General features: G+C 35.7%; 20 protein-coding genes and 1 tRNA gene. 20 read left to right on the plus strand and 1 reads right to left on the minus strand.

The genetic code is table 11. The features are described from left to right. Positions 1–236 precede the first annotated feature (236 nt). From AC1RPV_RS04840 to AC1RPV_RS04890, 11 genes are all read left to right on the plus strand, one after another. Entirely contained in the window at positions 237–2,801 is a 2,565-nt protein-coding gene (locus AC1RPV_RS04840) for a hypothetical protein (protein WP_481761460.1), read from the plus strand. An 86-nt stretch (positions 2,802–2,887) separates the two neighbouring features. Continuing rightward, positions 2,888–3,604, plus strand: coding sequence for a WxL domain-containing protein (locus AC1RPV_RS04845; RefSeq protein WP_481761459.1), 717 nt, complete (start codon positions 2,888–2,890; stop codon positions 3,602–3,604). A 25-nt stretch (positions 3,605–3,629) separates the two neighbouring features. After that, positions 3,630–4,391: a WxL domain-containing protein gene (locus tag AC1RPV_RS04850; RefSeq protein ID WP_481761458.1), complete on the plus strand. Its 762-nt coding sequence runs from the start codon at positions 3,630–3,632 to the stop codon at positions 4,389–4,391. 58 nt (positions 4,392–4,449) lie between these two features. After that, positions 4,450–5,199: a WxL domain-containing protein gene (locus AC1RPV_RS04855; RefSeq protein WP_481761457.1), complete on the plus strand. Its 750-nt coding sequence runs from the start codon at positions 4,450–4,452 to the stop codon at positions 5,197–5,199. A gap of 66 nt (positions 5,200–5,265) precedes the next feature. Further along, complete coding sequence (locus AC1RPV_RS04860) at positions 5,266–6,006, plus strand: WxL domain-containing protein (protein WP_481761456.1); 741 nt, start codon at positions 5,266–5,268, stop codon at positions 6,004–6,006. 30 nt (positions 6,007–6,036) lie between these two features. Continuing rightward, positions 6,037–6,624: a WxL domain-containing protein gene (locus AC1RPV_RS04865; RefSeq protein ID WP_481761455.1), complete on the plus strand. Its 588-nt coding sequence runs from the start codon at positions 6,037–6,039 to the stop codon at positions 6,622–6,624. A gap of 26 nt (positions 6,625–6,650) precedes the next feature. Further along, positions 6,651–7,418: a WxL domain-containing protein gene (locus AC1RPV_RS04870; RefSeq protein ID WP_481761453.1), complete on the plus strand. Its 768-nt coding sequence runs from the start codon at positions 6,651–6,653 to the stop codon at positions 7,416–7,418. A 31-nt stretch (positions 7,419–7,449) separates the two neighbouring features. After that, positions 7,450–8,541: a WxLIP family cell surface protein gene (locus tag AC1RPV_RS04875; protein ID WP_481761452.1), complete on the plus strand. Its 1,092-nt coding sequence runs from the start codon at positions 7,450–7,452 to the stop codon at positions 8,539–8,541. A 22-nt stretch (positions 8,542–8,563) separates the two neighbouring features. Next, the gene (locus AC1RPV_RS04880; RefSeq protein ID WP_481761451.1) at positions 8,564–8,935 is read left to right on the plus strand and encodes an LPXTG cell wall anchor domain-containing protein; all 372 of its coding nucleotides are present in this window, start codon (positions 8,564–8,566) and stop codon (positions 8,933–8,935) included. Between the two features lie 314 nt (positions 8,936–9,249). Further along, positions 9,250–9,555 (plus strand): hypothetical protein, encoded by a 306-nt coding sequence (locus AC1RPV_RS04885; RefSeq protein WP_481761450.1) that lies wholly within the window; start codon positions 9,250–9,252, stop codon positions 9,553–9,555. 515 nt (positions 9,556–10,070) lie between these two features. Continuing rightward, positions 10,071–10,409 carry a hypothetical protein gene (locus AC1RPV_RS04890; protein WP_481761449.1) on the plus strand — a complete coding sequence of 113 codons (339 nt, stop codon included), beginning with the start codon at positions 10,071–10,073 and terminating at the stop codon, positions 10,407–10,409. Positions 10,410–10,702: 293 nt separating this feature from the next. On the opposite strand, the gene AC1RPV_RS04895 is transcribed toward AC1RPV_RS04890, so the two are convergent. Continuing rightward, a tRNA-Arg gene (locus AC1RPV_RS04895) sits at positions 10,703–10,774 on the minus strand. A 67-nt stretch (positions 10,775–10,841) separates the two neighbouring features. On the opposite strand from AC1RPV_RS04895, the gene rpoN reads away from it, so the two are divergent. The 9 genes from rpoN to secG all read left to right on the plus strand — a co-directional run bounded on the left by rpoN (position 10,842) and on the right by secG (position 20,562). Then, positions 10,842–12,179, plus strand: a complete 1,338-nt coding sequence (gene rpoN / locus AC1RPV_RS04900) for an RNA polymerase factor sigma-54 (RefSeq protein ID WP_481761448.1) — start codon at positions 10,842–10,844, stop codon at positions 12,177–12,179. Between the two features lie 229 nt (positions 12,180–12,408). Beyond that, entirely contained in the window at positions 12,409–13,437 is a 1,029-nt protein-coding gene (locus tag AC1RPV_RS04905) for a sugar-binding transcriptional regulator (protein WP_481761447.1), read from the plus strand. A gap of 60 nt (positions 13,438–13,497) precedes the next feature. Next, entirely contained in the window at positions 13,498–14,517 is a 1,020-nt protein-coding gene (gene gap / locus AC1RPV_RS04910; RefSeq protein WP_409022216.1) for a type I glyceraldehyde-3-phosphate dehydrogenase, read from the plus strand. Between the two features lie 105 nt (positions 14,518–14,622). After that, entirely contained in the window at positions 14,623–15,813 is a 1,191-nt protein-coding gene (locus tag AC1RPV_RS04915) for a phosphoglycerate kinase (RefSeq protein ID WP_409022217.1), read from the plus strand. A 54-nt stretch (positions 15,814–15,867) separates the two neighbouring features. Continuing rightward, complete coding sequence (gene tpiA / locus AC1RPV_RS04920) at positions 15,868–16,623, plus strand: triose-phosphate isomerase (protein ID WP_481761446.1); 756 nt, start codon at positions 15,868–15,870, stop codon at positions 16,621–16,623. A gap of 113 nt (positions 16,624–16,736) precedes the next feature. Further along, positions 16,737–18,065: a phosphopyruvate hydratase gene (gene eno, locus AC1RPV_RS04925; protein WP_481761445.1), complete on the plus strand. Its 1,329-nt coding sequence runs from the start codon at positions 16,737–16,739 to the stop codon at positions 18,063–18,065. Positions 18,066–18,226: 161 nt separating this feature from the next. Beyond that, positions 18,227–18,547, plus strand: coding sequence for a bacteriocin immunity family protein (locus AC1RPV_RS04930; protein ID WP_481761444.1), 321 nt, complete (start codon positions 18,227–18,229; stop codon positions 18,545–18,547). A gap of 134 nt (positions 18,548–18,681) precedes the next feature. Continuing rightward, positions 18,682–20,229, plus strand: a complete 1,548-nt coding sequence (locus AC1RPV_RS04935) for a ClC family H(+)/Cl(-) exchange transporter (protein WP_481761443.1) — start codon at positions 18,682–18,684, stop codon at positions 20,227–20,229. Between the two features lie 87 nt (positions 20,230–20,316). Next, positions 20,317–20,562 carry a preprotein translocase subunit SecG gene (secG, locus tag AC1RPV_RS04940; protein ID WP_409022224.1) on the plus strand — a complete coding sequence of 82 codons (246 nt, stop codon included), beginning with the start codon at positions 20,317–20,319 and terminating at the stop codon, positions 20,560–20,562. Positions 20,563–20,675: the final 113 nt, after the last annotated feature.

Genomic DNA, 20,675 nt, shown 5'->3' on the forward strand with positions numbered 1-20,675 from the left:
CATAAATTAGATAAATATTTTTTAATTAAAAAAATATGTTTACATTTAAATAGATTATAGGTAAACTGGCTATGTCGCAGTAACCAGATAATAAGTTTGCGATTAGGTTACAGCTAAGTTAACGAATAAATCTATTAGGAGGGACTAGGGGGTCACAACTAATCAGCTAGACTAATGAGTTAAATATAGTAATGTTAGGTATAAATAGGCAGCAACTATAGGGGGAGGACTAAACAATGAAAGGGCATAACAGTAATAAAAAAGAACGAATCTCAGCAACGTTAATGACGGGAATTATCTTAGCAGGAGTGATGACAGGTAGCATTGTTAACGTGGTTAACAATGAGGGCCCAGGAACTTCTGTCCAAGCTAAAGAGCTAGATGAAACCGTTAAACCTCAAACAGCATCTTCTGAAAAAACAACCGAAAAAAGTACATCGATAAAAGCAACAAAAGAAGAAATAACAAGCGAAGTAGCAACTAAAGAAGAAGTAACGAAAGCACCAACAAAAAAAGTAGCAACGACTAAAAAAAGTGAGACAGCAGTACCAGCTGCTGGTTATGTTGGTCCATCACAAGGGGCCATTAATACTCAGTGGAGTACTACCGATGTGGCATCAAATTCTAAAAATGAGTATGTGTCACTTACAGGAGGCGGGAAGTTAGTAAATGGTGTTCCAACAAACAACGCGGGAAAAGCAGATGATACAGCGACTCCTGTTTTATATTTTGGTAATGCAGCATTTAATTTCCAACCAAGTGCGCTGACAAATAACGATTCTTACAGTGAACAGGGTAATGCATCTAGTTGGGCATTTACGAAGGTTGGTGCCAGTGGAAGAAATCCTAATCCAAGAAAGTCTTATGGAATTATCATTAATAATGCTATTCCAAAAGATCGTGGATATGGGTATGCAGCAGAAAGTAACACGACGCCTAATACAATTGAAAGTGCTGTAAAACTTGGACCAATTACAGATTACCATCTTTATAAAAATAATGATGGTACTGGATTCAAAGCTACAATGTACGATGTAACATATAAGGTGAGCTATACATTTGAAGAAATGTATGATGCAGCAGGTGGTATATATAGTTATTTCAGTATCACAAATAATGATACTGCAACTCGAGCTATTGGTGCAGCTCAGGGGGTCGATACTTTGGTTGATAAGGATGACGTCCCTGTAAAAAGTTTGGGACCTAACAATGGATTTAAAATGGTAAGTGATAAACATACCTTGAATTACAGATTGAAGGATCCCGGTAATAATACTAGCTTGGGTGGTTGGACTAATTATTCAGCTGGGAAAGCTACCGGTACTGGTATATTAGATATATCAAATATAAGTAGTTATTTCAAAGGTGGAGCTGTAGGAACTGGAATGGAGACATCAGTGCTTGATAAAATTATAGCTATCAACGACATTAGTCAGCCAGATACTCCGTTTAAGGGAGATAGTGCTTTTGTAATAAAAGCTAATCCTAAAACGTTAGCCCCAGGAGAAACATTAACGACAGGTTCTTACTTAACTTATAAAGAAACGACACCAAGTATTCCACCTGTTGCAACTGTAACACCATCAACAATTAATGCTTATGCGGATCAAACAGATTCATTTAAAATTGTAGGTAAAGTTTCAGATGAAGATAGTACAAAGGGATACATTCAAATTAAGTATCCAGATGGGTCAATATCATCGCCAGCAGAGAATACTTATGAAACAACAAAAGATGGTGTCGATTATTCTGCAAAGATTGACCCTACAAAATTAAAAGTAGGTGCAAATAAAGTTATAGTAACTGCGATTGATGCTGGAGGTACCGAACAATTAAAACCAGTTACCGTAACTGTCAACTTATTCAAGTTGGGTGCAACTGCTATTCCACAAAAAATTGATGTTGGCGGAACCGTTACAATAGATGAAACAAAATTAATCAAAGATTTAACAATTATGAATACTAATAAACATACATTAGAAATTGATCCTACAAATCCATCAAATAAACCACTTGATAACACAAAAGTTGGTTTCTATATACAAGATATGATTTTGACGGATACGGATGTGACACCTAATGAAACTGCTAAAGTTGCCGTTCCTGTCAATGTAATAGATGGTGATACCGTCGTTGATGGTGATTCTGTAGTTTACGCTAAGGATTTTAGTACGGACAGTAAATCTATCTCGGGATTAACAGAGACTAAATTAAATGAGTTCATATTAACAGAGAGTTCGGCTAAAGGTTGGATACTATCAACTGGTGCTGATTCTAAAGTTACAGTTAAATCAACGACACTTACACCAACTTCTAGTGCTGGTGACTATGAAGCAGTTATTGTAAATGCTCAGGGTGTTGAAAAAACGATTAAGATCACAGTTGCAGGTGGTGGTTTAGCAATTACTGCAGCCTCTGATGAAATGACTTTTGGTTCAAAAGATGGGGTAATGTTGCCTTACAGTGGAGAAAATTTCAATCTTCAACGTACTGCTGAAAATACTGTATCAATTTCTAATCTAGGCAAAACAGCTTGGACATTGAAGGCTAGCGTTTCAAAACCTTTAACAGATGGATCTAACACATTGAAAGGTGTTTTGAAATATATAGATGCAACTGGAACTGCACAAGATTTAGATACTGGTAGTACAGAGGTTGGTTCAGGTCAGACAGAAGAAACTAAAGATGTCACTTGGGCAGCCGATAAAGGTGTTGTTGCTGAACTTAATGGAAGCAACATGTCACTTAAAGCAGGTAAGTATGCAGGGGAAATAACATGGACACTAACGGATGCGCCTTAATCCTAATCCTTGCTTAATTAACGTTAATCATTAGCATTTTGCTAATATTATAAAAACATCAAAATCTGACGAGGGGAGTAGATACGATGATAAAAAGAAAGTTAATTTTGGGAGTTCTTTTAGGTAGTATGGTACCGGCTGGTTTTACCGTAACGCAAGCTTTGGCAAGCGAAACAGTGAATTATCAGTCGCATGCAACTATTGAATTCGTGAAAAATACTGACGGTACACCGCCAGTTGATCCAACAAATCCAACTGATCCGTTAAAACCGGTTAAACCAGTTAATCCTGGAACAGATGGACCATTATCAATTGATTACGTTTCGAACTTACAATTTAGTCAACAACAAATTTCTGGTAAAGACAGTGTTTATTATGCACAACTTGACCAGTTAGTTGATAAAAACGGTAAGGTTGGGGAATATCCAAACTATGTTCAAGTAACGGATAATCGTGGTTCAAACGCAGGCTGGAAACTAACTGTTGCACAGACCAATCCATTTATGAATGGTAAAAATAAATTAGATGGAACGATTATTACGTTAATGAATGGAACAACTAACGGAAGTAGTAATATGAGTCAGCCGACAGCTAGTCAAGCAGCCATCAATCCAGATGGCAAAGCAGTTACTGTGATGACAGCCAAGGTCGACAAAGGTATGGGAACATGGACAGACCGTTTTGGTAAAGATAATACAGCTGCCAAACAAAGTGTGTCATTACTTGTTCCAGCTGAATCAAACAAAGTAGCAGGGGCTTATAAGTCTGAATTAACATGGACTTTGACAGATGCTAACTTATAAAAAAGGTTATATAAAGGGGAAATAAATGATGAAAAATTCAAGTAAATTATTATTAAGTACATTATTAGGCGTAGGTGTGACAGGTGCCATTATGACAACTGCTCATGCATCTGAAACACAAACATATACATCACACGGTAAAATTGAATTGACTAAAAATGATGGTACAACAGATCCTGGTATTACGGATCCAACAGATCCTGGACATACTATTGATCCAACAGATCCTACAAACCCAACAGATCCAGGTACTGGTGGCCCATTATCAATCGATTATGTTTCTAACTTTAACTTTGGTGCTCAAAAGATGTCAGGTAACAACGAAACATATGACTCTCAATTAGTGACAGTTAAAGATGCATCCGGAGCTGATAAAGATCTTGCAAACTTCCTACAAGTTTCAGATAACCGTGGAACAGTAGCAGGTTGGAAACTTACTGTTCAACAAGCAAAAGCATTTACAAGTGAAACAACAAAATCAGAATTAGATGGGACAACAATTACGTTATCTAATCCTGAAGCAACTAATGCTGATAATAACGCATCAAAACCAAAACCAACATTAACAAATAGCGTTGACATTTCAGCTACATCAGGGGACAAAGTTGTTATGCAAGCAAAAGATGGCGCAGGTTCTGGTACATGGTCTGAATCCTTTGGTAACGCAACAACAGATGCTGCTAAAGCCAAAGCTTCTGTTAAATTAGCTATCCCTGGTGATAGTAAAAAAGTTGCAGAAAAATACACATCAGATATTACATGGACACTTACAGACGCTAACTTATAAAATCTAAATTAGTCAATAAAAAATAAAAATGGTTATTAATTAAAAGGGGAAATAAATTATGAAAACAACTAAAATCGTTACAAGCGCAATTATTTTATCAACATTAGGTTTAGCTGCAGCACCTGCAGTACATGCTGCAGATTATACATCAACAGGTAAGGTTGGATTTATGGAAAATACAGATCCAACAACACCCGTTGATCCAACGGATCCAACAGGCCCAGTAGGCCCAACGGATCCAACAGACCCAGATAATCCTCAACCAGGAACACCTGGCCCATTATCAATTGATTACGTTTCTAACTTTGATTTTGGTTCAAAAAATAAGGTTTCTGGAGACGATACAACTTACTACGCTGCACCTGTTAAATTAGCTGATAAAGATGGTAAAGAAGTTACAAGAGCTAACTACCTACAAGTAACAGATAAACGTGGATCAAATAAAGGCTGGAAATTGTCAGTTAAACAAGTAAAACAATTTAACGATAGTAAGACTGATTTAGATGGCGCACAGCTAAGTATGGGAACACAAACTTTAAATTCTAAAAATATTGGCGGAACAACAGATCCAGCTATAGCTAAAGCTACAATTACAACATCAATTGGTGCTGACGTTGCTGTCTTAGATGCTGGTAAGGATCAAGGTATGGGGACTTGGACAGATTCATTTGGTGTCTACGATGCTGATGCTACAAAAGATACAGCAAGTAAAGCTGTCTCATTGAAAGTACCTGGTAATTCAGCTAAAACGGTCGGTTCATCATATACAACAGATTTAACATGGACATTAACAGACGCTGGTTTATAAAATTAAGTCATATCACTTTCTAATAGGCTACAAAAAAATAGGGAATTAAAAAAAGGGGAAATTAAAATGAAAACAACTAAAATCGTAACAAGCGCAATCGTATTAACAACATTAGGTTTAATTGCAGCACCAGCTGTAAATGCAGCAACAGTAGGATCACTTCCAACAAAAGGTAGCGTTGGTTTTACAGATAATACAGATCCAACAGGTCCAGTTGATCCAACAGATCCAACAGATCCAGTTGACCCAACAGACCCTCCAATTAACCCAGGAACAAATGGTCCATTATCATTAGATTATGTTTCAAACTTTGATTTTGGTTCAAAAAATAAAGTTTCTGGTAGTGATACAACTTACTACGCAGCTCCTGTTGAAATAACAGATTCTAAAGGAACAGCAAAAGAAGTAGCTAACTACTTACAAGTAACAGATAACCGTGGATCAAATGCTGGTTGGACAGTTAATGTTAAGCAAGAAGGCGCATTTACTGACGGTACAAAAGAATTAACTGGTGCTCAATTGAGTATGAAAGATCAAACATTTAATTCAACAAATATGGATGCGACAACAACACCATCAATAATTGGTGATAAAGATAATAATAGTGTCGTTGCTCCTACAGTTGGTAGCGATGTTAAGGTTGTTACTGCTACAGACGGTCAAGGAATGGGAACATGGACTGATTCATTTGGTAAAGATGCTAAAGCTAAAGCCGTTTCATTAACAGTACCTGGTAAAACAGCTAAAAATCTTGGAACAATATATACAACAGATTTAACATGGACATTAACAGACGCAAACTTATAAAAATTGGGTTAACAAAAGGGGAAATAAATTATGAAGAAAACAGCAATTGCAACAGCAGCACTTTTAACCGTTACTTTGTTTTCAACAGTAGCACCAGCAGTACATGCTGCTGATGTAACATTACCTTCATCAGGTGATGTCAACTTTGTAGCTGATCCTGCTACTGGAGCTGGAGAAATTAAATTGACAAAGGCACCAAGTGTTGATTTTGGAGATCAAAAAATTAGTGGATCAGATGCAAAATATGATGCAGCTACTATTACAGATTCTATCGTTGTTGATGACAACCGTGGTTCAAATGAAGGTTGGAAATTAACAGTTGCCAACACACAGTTTACCGGCTCAAAAGAATTAGCTGGGGCTAAGTTAACATTGACGCCTGGAACTGTTTCTAATAATAATGGGGCAAGTTATAATGCTACCCAACCAACAGCGGATATGGTTTTAGACGGATCTAGTCAAAGTGTTGCAGTAGTAGATGCAGCTAAAGACATGGGTATGGGTACTAACACGTTACCTGTTACTAAGGCAACCTTAGACGTACCTGGTGCATCAACTAAATTAAAAGAAAAATATACATCAGTAATTACATGGACGTTAAACGACGCACCATTATAGGATGCAGAAAGGGATAGGTTAAAACAATGAGCTTGAAAAAAAACTTACGACTAGTAGTAGCCATTGTCCCCCTCCTTGCAATTTCAATAATGGGAAATTCAGTGGCTGATGCAGCAGTAGCGCCTGATGGAAAAACTGCAACCACAGCGGCTAACTTAACATTACTTGCAAAGTCTGGTCCAGTTGATCCATTAGATCCGACAAAACCAGTACAACCAATTAATCCAGTTACGCCAACTACTGGTGACCTGAGGATAGATTATATTTCTGATTTACATTTTGGTACTCAGAAAATTTCAGGAAATAAAAAATCTTATTATGCTGCTTTTGATAAAGTAGCTGATTTAACAGGACATCGTGATGAAGCTACAGGTGAGTGGGTTATAGATAAGCTCACGGATGCAGATTATAGGGATGTACCTAATTACGTTCAGGTTACAAATAATACGACAGGAAACTGGTCGTTGACGGTTAGTAACACATCATTTAAAAGTGGTGCTAATGAACTTAAGGGTACTGTGCTTACAATAAAAAATGTAGCATCGAAAACAGATAACGGAGATCCTGATGCCGGTTTATTTACCGATAGTATATTATTAAAAGGTGACGGTGCATCATATCAAGTAGTAGATCCAACTGCCAATACTAATCCCACAGGGACCTGGACAATAGCAATGGGTGATGCAACAACAGGTAATAAATCAGCGAGATTGGATGTGCCTGGCCCGGCTGAAAAAGTAGCTGGTGAAACATATACGTCGACATTAAACTGGACATTGACGGCGGCTCCATAAAGTTAATTTGAGAAGAAAGAGGATTTTTACATTGAATAAAAAATTTTTTGGAATCATTATGGCGTTTGTGGCAGGATTAGTTATATTTAGTGGACAAGTTCAAAAAGCGAATGCTGCTGAAATGAACTTTGCTGTTACTGCAAATATTCCAAACAACCAAATTGATAAGCGCCAAACGTATTTTAATTTAAAAATGAAACCGAACCAAAAGCAAGACATTACTGTCACATTAAAAAATTCGACTAACAAAGATGTTACTGTAATGGCTGAAGCAAATACAGCGATTACAAATGATAACGGAGTGGTTGAATACAGTCACGTGAAACCAAAACTTGATAAAACAATGGTAAACCCTCTATCTTCAATCATTAAGTCAGATAAAGAAGTGACAGTACCGGCTAAGAAAAGCATTGAGCATACATTCCATATCACAATGCCCGCTAAGAAATTCAATGGCGAAATTGACGGTGGCTTGTACTTCTATGAAAAAATTAACAAAGATAGTGAAAAAAAATCAAAGAGTAACGTTCAAATTAAAAACCGTTATGCCTTTGTTATTGGGACAACGTTAACTGAAACTGACGATGTTGTTAAGCCTGATATGAAATTACTTAAGATTGAGCCCGGATCAGTTAATTTCCGTAATACATTGAAGGTAAACTTACAAGATCCAACAACAACACCAATCCGTAACCTGAAAGTTGATGGAAAAGTCTATTCAAGAAATGGTGATAAAGCACTACATGCTTCAACCACTTCGAATATGACAATGGCTCCAAATACAAACTTTAATTATGGCATTTTCTGGGATAACCAACCCTTTAAGCCTGGTAAGTACCGTTTAGAAATGACGGCGACTTCTGGGGTACATAAGTGGAAATGGACAGAATATTTCACAATTGATGGCGCAACGGCAGATAAATTGAACGAAAAAGCGGTTGACTTAGAAAAAGATTACACAATGTGGTATATCCTTGCAGGAATCTTCTTGCTATTACTTCTATTGTTGCTCATCTGGTTCTTAGTTCGTCGTCGTAACAAAAAAGATAAAGAAGAAGCTGTCGCAGAAGCAAAACGACAAATTCTAGAAGAATTACAAACTGATAAAAAAGAAGATAAGTAGTCAAAATAGACGAGGTATGGTTATGAGAAAAAAACTAATGAGTGTTTTAATAATTAGTCTTTTGGGGTTATCTTTTAGTTTAGGTGCATTCGGTAATACTGCAGAAGCGGCTAGTTATACTAGTGAGGTTGGAATCGAATTCGTTGGTAAAATGCCAGAGAAAACGAAACCAACCACACCGACAACAAGACCAACAACAACGTCCCCCACGACGCCAACAACTTCACAGGTAACACCGGATGGGAAAACACCTGTCTTAAAAAATGCAGCAAAAGGTCAAACCAGTTTACCTCAGACTAGTGAAATGAAAGAATCAGGACTATCAATGATGGGCCTTGTTCTGTTGCTAGCTATGGGATTAGTTGGCTGGTTTAAAAGAAATTATGCAAAATAATTAAAATTTAATAGTTTAACTAAAAAGAGTTTTTCCTCGTAAAAATACGAGGAAAAACTCTTTTTTTATTGCGATATTTATTAAAGGTTCTATTACAACTGTTGTTGATAAATATATTACAGAGCCCTTAATTTAAGAGGTTGGGTTTTTGCTTAAATATTAAATTAGATTAACGTTATGGTTAAATCACTTTGAAGTAATGTTGAAATTATGATAGCATAAAAATGTTGTTAATGAAAAAATAGATTAAAGTAATAGCATTTAAGGGTAGTTTTATCCCACAGTATATTCACAAAATATTAAAAGGGGATAGTATGGGAAAAATATATATAGAAATATTAGCGACTATCGGGATACAAATAATACCCTTTATATTTATCATAGATGGATATATCCATAGAAATGGTATTGGCTTAAATAATGGTGATGGGTTACTTGTTTTAGGTGTTTTATTATTATTTGGAATGGGTATTATATATACTATTACGTATTTATTAGATGTAATGATTAAAAGGCATAATAAGTACTTAGTACCTAAATTTAAATACTTATTATTAATGTATTGGGTATTTCTAGATGTTATTATAGTAATTTATTTAAGTTTTAGAAATTTCTTTTAGAGTAGGAAAATCAAATTTTTCATCAACATTCGGGAAAAGGTAAATATGTTGAGGTATATAAAATAAAGGAATAGCCATATTATGCTGCGGGTTCATTTAACCCTATTTATATTCATAAAATAACATCATATTAAGGAGCTAAAAATGTTGAAACTTTTAAAAAATTCCAAAGTATTACATTCATTTTTTAATATTATATTTATTATAGAAACTTTTAGTTTATTTCTTGATACTGCATTTTCATTAGGCGGAATGGGAAGTCAACATATAGATCTATTCCTTTCAGTATCAAGTATAATCGTTCTTTTACAATTTTTTATGCTGATTGTCCAATTTAATTATTTCGATAAAATAATAATAGTAATCCTTTCAATGTTTAATATTGTATTAAACGCAATTATGTTGATCATTGAGATTAATAATGATTGTTATCTTCCTACATTAGAATCCTTCCTGGTAGCTATTTTGATTTCACTGTTCTTTATATGTAAATACTATAAATCAGGAGAAACTAAATGATTAGAAAAGTAATCAATTCAAAAATAATAGCAATCAGTTTAAATATAATATTAATGATTCTTGCAATTATAATGATTGTTCATGCTCTTTCAGGTAAATTCTATAGTGAAGATGTATTCATGTTATTAGTAGGGAACATTGAGATAATTATGATTTTATTACAGAATAAATTATGTAAATATCGTGGTATTATAATACTATCAATTTTTAATGTGATTTTAAATGTAACTCTATCAAATTTGGTTTATACAGACCCGTTAGTTTGGGCTTGTTACATTGGGTCAATTATTTCTATCTTCTTTATGATTAAATTCCCAAAAATGACTTCGTATTAAAATGGGTGATTACGGTAAAAAGAGCTAAACAGAAAATCCTATCTCTTAATTGAGGTAGGATTTATTTTTTATGAAACGTAATGGTAACGATTACAATCCAACTATATTAACGATTTTAATTTATTATTGATTGAACTAATTTTTTTCTACTATGTTGCTTATTATATTTTGTAGTGTGGTAAGAACGCCATGGCTATCTTAAGAAACATGATATATAATTAATGTAAGCGAAAACAAAAAACCTTATATCAACATATAAGGTTTTTCAAAAGAAAATATTTTAATTTTAACGATGCGCCATGAGGGAGTCGAACCCTCAGCTCAAGAACCGGAATCTTACGTGCTATCCATTACACCAACGGCGCAGTATAGTTAATAGTTTAGCTGAATTACGTAAAAAAAACAAGTAACGAAAGCGGAGGTTGAGAAATAATGGCTATTGAACAGAAATTTAAGCAACAACAAACGCAAATTCAAAAACTGGCAATGACACCAGAGCTCCAACAATCAATTAAAATGTTGCAATATAATATAGAAGATTTACAAGAATTTGTCACTGAAAAAATGATGGAAAACCCTTTGATTGAAGCTGTTGACGACAATCAGAGAATCCAAGCAGGGGAGTCTCGTTATAAAGTTAATCTAACAACAAATGGTGATACTGATTATATGAATTCAGTCAGTGATGATGAATCACAATCTTTATTGGATTATTTATTGGAACAAATTTATCTAACGATGCGTCAAACACCGCTTAGAAAGGTTGTTCTTTACTTAGTAGATTATATTGAACAGACGGGCTATTTTAATGCTAATTTGGATGATTTAGCAGAAGAATCAGGAATACCACCCATTATGTTATTAGATGCGTTAACCTTGATTCAACGCTTAGATCCGCCCGGTGTTGGTGCACGTAATTTACAAGAAAGTTTAATGTTACAGATTGATTCTGACGATTTAGCGCCTGAATTGGCATATACAGTCATAAAAGATGATTTTGATAACTTTGTCGATCGTAAATGGTCGGACATAGCAAAAAAATATCGTGTTAATCTTTCAGAAATTCAAGAAATATCAGATTTTGTTCGCACATTATCACCTAATCCAGGTGCAGGATTTGGGACAACTAGAATTGGTAAAATCTATCCAGATTTAGTTTTGAAAAAAAGTAATAATGAATTAACATTATTCAAAGTTCGCGGTGCACAGCCTGAAGTTGTTTTTCAACAAAAATATTTTGATGATATGTCAAAAGACCAAGATCCTGAAGTAATCAAATATTTAACTGAAAAGAAACGGGAATATGAATGGCTAGTTCATGGCTTGAAACAACGAGGCGATACCATTTTAAAAGTAGGACAATATATTTTGAAATATCAGGCTGACTTCTTCACTGATAAAACCAAACCAATTAAGCCATTACTTTTACGGGAAGTTGCAGCCGCTTTAGGTGTTCACGAATCAACAATTAGTCGAACCGTTAATGATAAGTACATTGAAACAGAATCTGGTGTTTATGAAATAAAATCATTCTTTGGACAAATCGCAAATAAGAACAAAAAGAATGCTGAAGAGCTATCTTCAAAAACGATTATGACAACTATGCAGACTTTGATTGAATCTGAAGATAAAACGAAACCTTTCTCTGATCAAAAAATAGTTTTACAATTAATGAAACAAAACATCGATATTTCGAGACGAACAGTTGCAAAATATCGTGAAAACCTGAACATTCCATCGTCATCAGCAAGAAAACGCTACAAGGATTAGGAACAATTATGACCTTATCTCATATATCAAACGTCAATTGCTGACATGGCAGATAGTCGTTTGAAGTGCTTGCAAAGTATGAAACAACCTGATATAATTTGTCTTGTAATAAAGGTATGAAGACACTTTGATTAATGCAGAATGTTATCGTGCTTTGTTTTTTTAGAATTAATGGGTCATAATGCGACACTGTGGGACAAATAATGCCCCATAAGAGAGCAGGTGCAGTATGCATCATGAATTAGAGTGGATCGAAGCAATTGCACCAGACATGATTAAAGTTTTAAAACAAAGATATTTTGTTTTAAGACAGATTGAATGGATGATGCCTGTTGGTCGCAGAATGTTGGCAGCAACTTTAAATCTAAGCGAACGCGTTATGAGAACCGAAACAGATTTTCTGCGTAAGCAAGAACTTATCGTCGTTGGTAAGTCAGGAATGACGCTAACGGATAGAGGTATATCAGTACTACATGGCCTTGAAAAAGTGATGGATAATTTAGTTGGTGTTCGACAGGATGAACAAGAGTTGAGTCGAATTTTAGGCATTGAACATTGTTTGATTGTATCAGGCGATTCCGATGAACAACCTAAAGTTTTAGAGTCAATGGGTAAGAGTCTAGCTGCTAAGTTAGCACTCTTATTGCCAGAAGGTAAAAATTTAATTGCGGTAATGGGTGGCACAACGATGGCTCAAGTAGCTGATCAGTTGACAACACGTCTTTCAATTAAGCGCGATTTAACTTTTTTACCAGCCAGAGGTGGTGTTGGTGAATCAGTAGATATACAAGCCAACTCGATTAGTGGTAAGATGGCATTACACACAGGCGGCAAACATAGAGCCTTGTATGTACCTGAACAACTAAGTGAGAAAACGTACGAGCCTCTTCTTGAAGAACCGAGCATTCAAGAAGTTTTGAACTTAATCAAGGAAAGCAATGCTGTAATTCACAGTATTGGAGAAGCAATGCATATGGCTAAGCGTCGTGACATGTCTAGTGGTATAATAGACATGTTGAAAGAGGACAAAGCTGTAGGTGAGGCATTCGGATATTTCTTTGATGCTCAAGGCAAGGTCGTTTATAGGATTCCTCGTATCGGTTTACAAATAGAGGATCTCACGCACATAAAATGTATTTTCGCAGTTGCAGGTGGCCATTCTAAGGCCGAAGCAATTGTGGCATACATGAAACTTGCACCTAAACAGACGTGGTTAATCACGGATGAGGGTGCCGCAAACTCGATTTTAAAAAAGTAGTGTGCAAACACGCTTTTTAAAATAAATAAATCTTCATTTCCTAAAGGAGGAAATTTAAGTATGTCAGTAAAAGTTGGTATTAACGGTTTTGGCCGTATTGGTCGTTTAGCTTTCCGTCGTATTGCTGAAGTTTCAGATAACATCGAAGTTGTAGCAATCAACGATTTAACTTCTCCATCAATGTTGGCTCATTTATTAAAATATGATACAGCCCATGGTAACTTCGACGCAGAAGTTAGCGCAACAGATAATGGTATTGTTGTTAATGGTAAGGAAATTCCTGTATATGCAGAAGCAGATGCATCAAATATTCCTTGGGTTAAAAACAATAATGTTGATATCGTATTAGAATCAACTGGTTTTTACGCATCAGAAGAAAAAGCTTCAGCTCATATTAAAGCTGGCGCAAAACGTGTATTAATCTCAGCTCCTGCTGGTAAAATGCCTACAATCGTTTACGGTGTAAATGATGACATTTTAACTTCAGATACTAAGATTGCTTCTGCTGGTTCATGTACTACTAACTGTTTAGCACCACTTGCTGGCGCTGTTAACGATGCTTTCGGTATCGAAGTTGGTACAATGACAACAGTTCATGCTTACACAGCTACACAAAAATTACAAGATGGTCCTGACCGTGGTGGAAACTTACGTGCTGCACGCGCTGCTGCAGGTAACACAATTCCTCATTCTACTGGTGCTGCTAAAGCTATCGGTATGGTAATCCCTGATCTTGTTGGTAAATTGAATGGCCATGCACAACGTGTCCCAGTTATTACTGGTTCATTGACAGAATTGGTTACAATCTTGAAATCAAAAGATCTTACAGTTGATGAAGTAAATGCTGCTATTAAAGCAAGAACTGAAAACAACGAATCATTTGGTTACAATGCTGACGAAATCGTTTCATCAGATATCATTGGTACAAGTTTTGGTTCAATCTTTGACCCAACACAAACTGAAGTAACTGGTACTGGCGCTAACCAATTGGTTAAAACTGTTGCTTGGTACGATAACGAATCTGGCTTTACAGCACAAATGATTCGTACATTAGAAAAATTTGCTAGCTTAGAAGCATAATCTAGTTAAACTTTTTTAAAACCGCATATAACTATGCTTAGGCGGAGGGACGCAATACTCCCTCTGCCTTTTTATTTAATCAAAATTACACAGGAGGCTATTATAATGGCTAAATTAATCGTTTCAGATTTAGATGTAAATGACAAAAAAGTTTTAATTCGTGTCGATTTTAATGTTCCTATTAAAAACGGTGTGATTGGTAATGATAACCGTATCGTTGCTGCATTACCAACTATCAAATATGTAACTGAAAATGGTGGTAAAGCCATTCTTCTTTCTCATCTTGGTCGTATTAAGACTGAAGAAGACAAAAAAGAATTATCATTACGTCCAGTTGCAGAACGTTTATCTAACTTATTAAACAAACCTGTTACTTTTGTTCCTGCTACACGTGGTCCTCAATTAGAAGACGCAATTGCAGCAATGAAAGACGGCGATGTTTTAGTAATGGAAAACACACGTTTTGAAGATTTAGATGGTAAAAAAGAAAGCAAAAACGATCCTGAATTAGGTAAATACTGGGCTTCACTTGGCGACTTGTTTGTCAATGATGCTTTCGGTACAGCTCATCGTGCACATGCTTCTAACGTTGGAATCTCAAGCAACATGGAACAAGCTGCTGCTGGATTCTTAATGGAAAAAGAAATCAAATTCTTAGGTGAAGCTGTTGACGAACCAAAACGTCCATTTGTTGCTATCTTAGGTGGCGCAAAAGTTTCAGATAAGATTGGTGTTATTTCTCATTTACTTAAAAAAGCTGACAAAGTTATCGTTGGTGGTGGTATGACTTATACTTTCTACGCTGCTAAAGGTATGAAGATTGGTTCATCATTAGTTGAAACAGACAAAATTGATTTAGCTAAACAAATCATTGAAGAAGCTGGCGACAAATTAGTATTACCAGTTGATTCAATCGTTGCTGAAAAATTTGATAACGATGTTGAACACAAAACTGTTGATGGTGACATTCCTGACGGTTACATGGCATTGGATATCGGACCTAAATCTGTTGCAGAATTTAAAGATGTTTTAAAAGATGCTAAAACAGTTGTATGGAACGGACCAATGGGTGTATTCGAAATGAGCAACTATGCTAACGGAACACTTGAAATCGGTAAATTCTTGGGTACTTTATCAGAAGCTACAACAATCGTTGGTGGTGGTGATTCAACTGCTGCTGTTCAACAATTAGGTGTTGCTGATCAATTAACTCATATTTCTACTGGTGGTGGCGCTTCACTTGAATACCTTGAAGGTAAAACTTTACCAGGTATTGCTGCTATTACAACAAAATAATTTTTAATTAAATTGTCGTAAGAAACCGTCTATTAACGAAAGGAAGTTATTATTTTGCGTAAACCAATTATTGCTGGTAACTGGAAAATGAACAAAGGCCCTAAAGAAACTGCTGAATTCGTAGCAGGTCTTAAAGGTAAATTACCAAAGTTTGACGATGTTGAATCTGTTATTGCTGCTCCTGCAGTAGATTTACAAACATTACTTGATGCTGCTAAAGGTACTGACTTAAAAGTTGCTGCTGAAAATGCATACTTTGAAGATGAAGGTGCTTTTACTGGTGAAACTTCACCAAAAGTTCTTTCTGAAATGGGTGTTGACTATGTTGTTATTGGTCATTCAGAACGTCGCGAATACTTCGGCGAAAATGATGACGATATTAACAAAAAAGCACATGCTGTTTTCAATAATGGTATGGTTCCTATTATCTGCTGTGGTGAAACGTTAGAACAACGTCAAGCCGGCGAAGCAGAATCATGGGTTGCTGGACAAGTTTCTGCTGCATTAAGAGGCTTATCTGTTGAACAAGTTAATCTTGCAGTTATTGCATACGAACCAATCTGGGCTATCGGTACTGGTGAAACAGCTACTTCTGACCAAGCACAAGAAATCTGTGCAGTAATTCGTAAAACAGTTGCTGATTTGTATGACCAAACAGTTGCTGATAAAGTTCGTATCCAATACGGTGGTTCAGTTAAACCTGGTAACGTCGTAGAATTAATGGGTAAAGACGATATTGATGGTGGTTTAGTTGGTGGCGCAAGTATGGAAACTGCTTCATACTTAGACCTTGTTAACTTCAAAGCATAATTCGTATTTTAGCTGTTAAAAAGATTGAAAATGAATCAATAAACTATTAAAATAATGGTAAGGGTGTTATTGTATCCCCGCCAAAAAACGTTTTTAAAGGAGAGTACAAATTTATGTCAATGATTACAGATATTTATGCACGCGAAGTTCTAGATTCACGCGGTAACCCAACTGTTGAAGTTGAAGTTTACACAGAAGACGGCGCAATGGGCCGCGGAATTGTTCCTTCAGGTGCTTCAACTGGTGAACATGAAGCCGTTGAATTACGTGATGGCGACAAATCTCGTTACATGGGCTTAGGCGTTACTAAAGCTGTTGACAACGTAAACAACATTATCGTTAAAGAAATTGTTGGATATGATGTTACTGATCAAGTTGGTATTGATAAAGCTATGATCGCATTAGATGGTACACCAAACAAAGGTAAATTGGGCGCTAACGCTATTTTAGGTGTTTCAATTGCTGCTGCTCGTGCTGCTGCTGATGAATTAGAAGTTCCTTTATACAGTTACTTAGGCGGATTTAACGCACATGTCCTTCCAACTCCTATGATGAACGTTATCAATGGTGGATCACATGCTAACAACAGTGTTGATTTCCAAGAATTCATGATCATGCCTGTTGGCGCACCTTCTATCAAAGAAGCTGTACGTATGGGTTCAGAAACATTCCATAACTTACAAAAGATTTTAGCTGAAAAAGGCTACTCTACTGCTGTTGGTGATGAAGGTGGTTTCGCTCCTGATCTTAAGAACAATGAAGAACCATTTGAAATCTTAATCGAAGCAATCGAACGTGCCGGTTACAAACCTGGTAAAGATATTGCTATCGCATTTGATGCTGCTTCATCAGAATTCTACAATGCTGAAACTGGCAAATATAGATTACAATATGAAGGCGAAAATGGCCAAGATTATACTTCTGAAGAAATGGTTGAATTCCTTGAAGCAATCGTTGACAAATACCCAGTTATCTCAATTGAAGATGGCTTGGATGAAAACGATTGGGAAGGCTGGAAGATGATGACAGCTAAATTGGGCAACAAAGTTCAATTAGTTGGGGATGATTTATTTGTTACAAACACTGACTACCTTAAAAAAGGTATCGAAATGGGCGTTTCAAACTCAATCCTTATCAAAGTTAACCAAATCGGTACACTTACAGAAACAATGGAAGCTATCGAAATGGCTAAAGAAGCTGGTTATACAGCTATCGTTTCTCATCGTTCAGGTGAAACTGAAGATACAACTATCGCTGACTTAGTTGTTGCAACTAATGCTGGCCAAATCAAGACTGGTTCATTGAGCCGTGTTGATCGTATCGCTAAGTACAACCAATTAATGAGAATTGAAGATAACTTAGAAGAAACATCAGAATACAAAGGTATCCACTCATTCTACAACTTGAGTTCAGATGCTCGCGATACAATCGTTAACAAATAATTCTTTATGAATTAAGCGTTTCTGATTGAAAGAAGGTCCTACCTAATTTGATTTTAGGTGGGACCTTTTTTGTATTATAATAGGACGCACTATATTGAAAGGTAAAACTTATTGTTGTATAATTTAGATGTTGGAAATTATAGTTAGGAATGTGAGCGTGTATGAAAAAATCAGAGCGTATTACAATACAAGATGATCTAACATCAAAAGTTTATGATCTTATTTTAAACGAAGAAACGACAAATGAGGAACGTCTCTTATTAGTTGATTTTAAAAATAAAGTTGAGCGTGGGCAGTACTTCGAGAAGGCAGTCGCTGATTTAGCGGAGTCGTTGCGCTTATTGGCTGTAAGTAATTTAAAAAATAAAATAAAGTTAAGTGCTGACGTTGGTCGATTTTATATGGAAATTTCGACAACCGGTTTATTTAAAAAAAATTTAGGCTGGGGACTTATAGCTATGAGTATGATTTATCATCCTTAAGTGATCATTAGATTATGCTAGTTTTTAAGAAGAGTTATTCAATAGTTGAATAATTCTTTTTTTGTTACTAATGAGTTCAGCAAATAATTGGATTTTAGCATATACTAATAGAATGAAGAGGTGTGTATGGTTTTATGACAAAACAAGGTATCAAAGAGCGATTGAATTTAACTAATCTCATATTTATTTTAAGAGGGCTATTAATTGGGCTCGTTACAGGTATCGTTGTAAGTCTATTTAGGTTAGCTATTATTTATGTGCTTAAAGTCTTTATCTATTTTTACCAGGCAATTAATCAGAATATGTGGTTACTGTTTCCAATGATTCTTTTGAGTCTAGCTATGGTACTAGGTATTGGAACACTAATGAAGCAAGAGCCAAATATTATGGGATCCGGTATTCCGCAAGTAGAGGGCCAGCTTGCTGGTAATCTTGAAATGCGTTGGTGGTCAGTTTTATGGCGAAAATTTATCGGTGGTGTTTTAGGCATTGGATCAGGGCTATTCCTCGGCCGTGAAGGCCCATCTATTCAACTAGGTGCAGCAGTCGGACAAGGATTCGCAGAGATGACTAAACATACTGAATCGGAACGCCGCATTCTGATTGCAGGTGGTGGCGCTGCAGGTCTATCCGCAGCTTTTAATGCACCAATTGCGAGTACGCTTTTTATATTAGAGGAAGTGTATCATAATTTTTCACCGTTGATTTGGACAACAGCATTAGCTAGTTCAATTTCAGCCAATTATATTTCATTGCATTTTTTCGGTCTAAAACCGGCGCTACAAATGATGGATATTCAGACCTTATCATTGTTACAATACTGGCATTTGATTGCTTTAGGGCTTATTTTGGGCCTCCTAGGCTATCTGTATCAAAACGTATTACTTAAATCGACTGATTTATATAATATTCTACATAAAATTCCGATTTTTTATCGCTCAATTGTCCCTTTTATTTTAGTTATTCCGATTGGATTATACTTACCACAAACTTTAGGTGGCGGTAATGAGATTATTTTAAGTCTAGTTCAAAGTAAATCATTGACCGTTTTATTGGGACTCTTTCTTTTAAGATTTATCTTTTCAATGATATCCTATGGTTCTGGATTACCAGGTGGTATTTTTCTGCCTATTCTAACATTAGGCGCTATTATTGGCGCTGGGTATGCAACTGTTATGATAATGTTAGGGTTGTTACCAGCTAAATATATAACTGATTTTATTATTTTTGGAATGGCCGGGTACTTTGCTGGAATTGGTAAAGCACCTTTTACAGCTATTTTATTAGTTACGGAAATGGTGGGTAGTTTACATCACTTAATGCCACTAGCCATTATTTCATTAGTTTCATTTTTAGTTATTGATATTTTAGGCGGCGCACCTATCTACGATTCTTTACTTAAAAAATTAATTGGTCAAAATGAAATTGATTTGGGCGGTAAAAAGGACCGACTTGAGACGCCTATTTTTGCTGGATCAAATTTAGAAAATAAAAAAGTTTCAGAAGTAGTTTGGCCTGAAAATAGCTTATTAATCACGGTTAGACGTGGTGAAAAGCAATTAATTCCACATGGTGTGACGGTTTTAAAAGCAGGAGATACATTAGTTCTTTTGACTGAGCACCAAAATCGACCTAAACTTAAGACAGAAATGGATACATTATCCGGATTTGAATCACTTTAATAAAATAATAACGGTGGAAAATTAATGCAAACTGTGCTAAATTAGTATAGATATAGATTACGTAATTGGGTTAAGGAGGTAAATGATTTGACTAACATACTAACAATTTTAATTATCATCGTTTCAGTCTTAATGATTATCGCTGTTATGATGCAACCTGCAAAAACAAATAACGCTTCAGGTGCTTTATCTGGTGGCGGTGGTGGTGCTGACGATTTATTTAGCAAACAAAAACCACGTGGATTCGAAGCATTTATGCAAAAAGTAACCTTTGTCTTGGGCGTTTTATTTTTCTGTCTAGCTCTAGGACTTGTCTATTTGGCCTCAAAATAATAATAAAGAAAGCCTCCTGTGCAAACAATTGTTGCAGCAGGAGGCTTTTATTTAGAAATAAAATAAAATTAATAATAAATAAATGTAACGCAAATACGAATATGAAAACGAGG

The sequence above is a fragment of the Dellaglioa sp. CoH-55-MRSF-9 genome, assembly GCF_056782155.1.

Bases quoted from the DNA above. Each gene is read 5' to 3' on its own strand.
- AC1RPV_RS04840 (WP_481761460.1), top strand. From the start codon at position 237: ATGAAAGGGCATAACAGTAATAAAAAAGAACGAATCTCAGCAACGTTA.
- AC1RPV_RS04845 (WP_481761459.1), top strand. From the start codon at position 2,888: ATGATAAAAAGAAAGTTAATTTTGGGAGTTCTTTTAGGTAGTATGGTA.
- AC1RPV_RS04850 (WP_481761458.1), top strand. From the start codon at position 3,630: ATGATGAAAAATTCAAGTAAATTATTATTAAGTACATTATTAGGCGTA.
- AC1RPV_RS04855 (WP_481761457.1), top strand. From the start codon at position 4,450: ATGAAAACAACTAAAATCGTTACAAGCGCAATTATTTTATCAACATTA.
- AC1RPV_RS04860 (WP_481761456.1), top strand. From the start codon at position 5,266: ATGAAAACAACTAAAATCGTAACAAGCGCAATCGTATTAACAACATTA.
- AC1RPV_RS04865 (WP_481761455.1), top strand. From the start codon at position 6,037: ATGAAGAAAACAGCAATTGCAACAGCAGCACTTTTAACCGTTACTTTG.
- AC1RPV_RS04870 (WP_481761453.1), top strand. From the start codon at position 6,651: ATGAGCTTGAAAAAAAACTTACGACTAGTAGTAGCCATTGTCCCCCTC.
- AC1RPV_RS04880 (WP_481761451.1), top strand. From the start codon at position 8,564: ATGAGAAAAAAACTAATGAGTGTTTTAATAATTAGTCTTTTGGGGTTA.
- AC1RPV_RS04885 (WP_481761450.1), top strand. From the start codon at position 9,250: ATGGGAAAAATATATATAGAAATATTAGCGACTATCGGGATACAAATA.
- AC1RPV_RS04890 (WP_481761449.1), top strand. From the start codon at position 10,071: ATGATTAGAAAAGTAATCAATTCAAAAATAATAGCAATCAGTTTAAAT.
- rpoN (WP_481761448.1), top strand. From the start codon at position 10,842: ATGGCTATTGAACAGAAATTTAAGCAACAACAAACGCAAATTCAAAAA.
- AC1RPV_RS04905 (WP_481761447.1), top strand. From the start codon at position 12,409: ATGCATCATGAATTAGAGTGGATCGAAGCAATTGCACCAGACATGATT.
- gap (WP_409022216.1), top strand. From the start codon at position 13,498: ATGTCAGTAAAAGTTGGTATTAACGGTTTTGGCCGTATTGGTCGTTTA.
- AC1RPV_RS04915 (WP_409022217.1), top strand. From the start codon at position 14,623: ATGGCTAAATTAATCGTTTCAGATTTAGATGTAAATGACAAAAAAGTT.
- eno (WP_481761445.1), top strand. From the start codon at position 16,737: ATGTCAATGATTACAGATATTTATGCACGCGAAGTTCTAGATTCACGC.
- AC1RPV_RS04930 (WP_481761444.1), top strand. From the start codon at position 18,227: ATGAAAAAATCAGAGCGTATTACAATACAAGATGATCTAACATCAAAA.
- AC1RPV_RS04935 (WP_481761443.1), top strand. From the start codon at position 18,682: ATGACAAAACAAGGTATCAAAGAGCGATTGAATTTAACTAATCTCATA.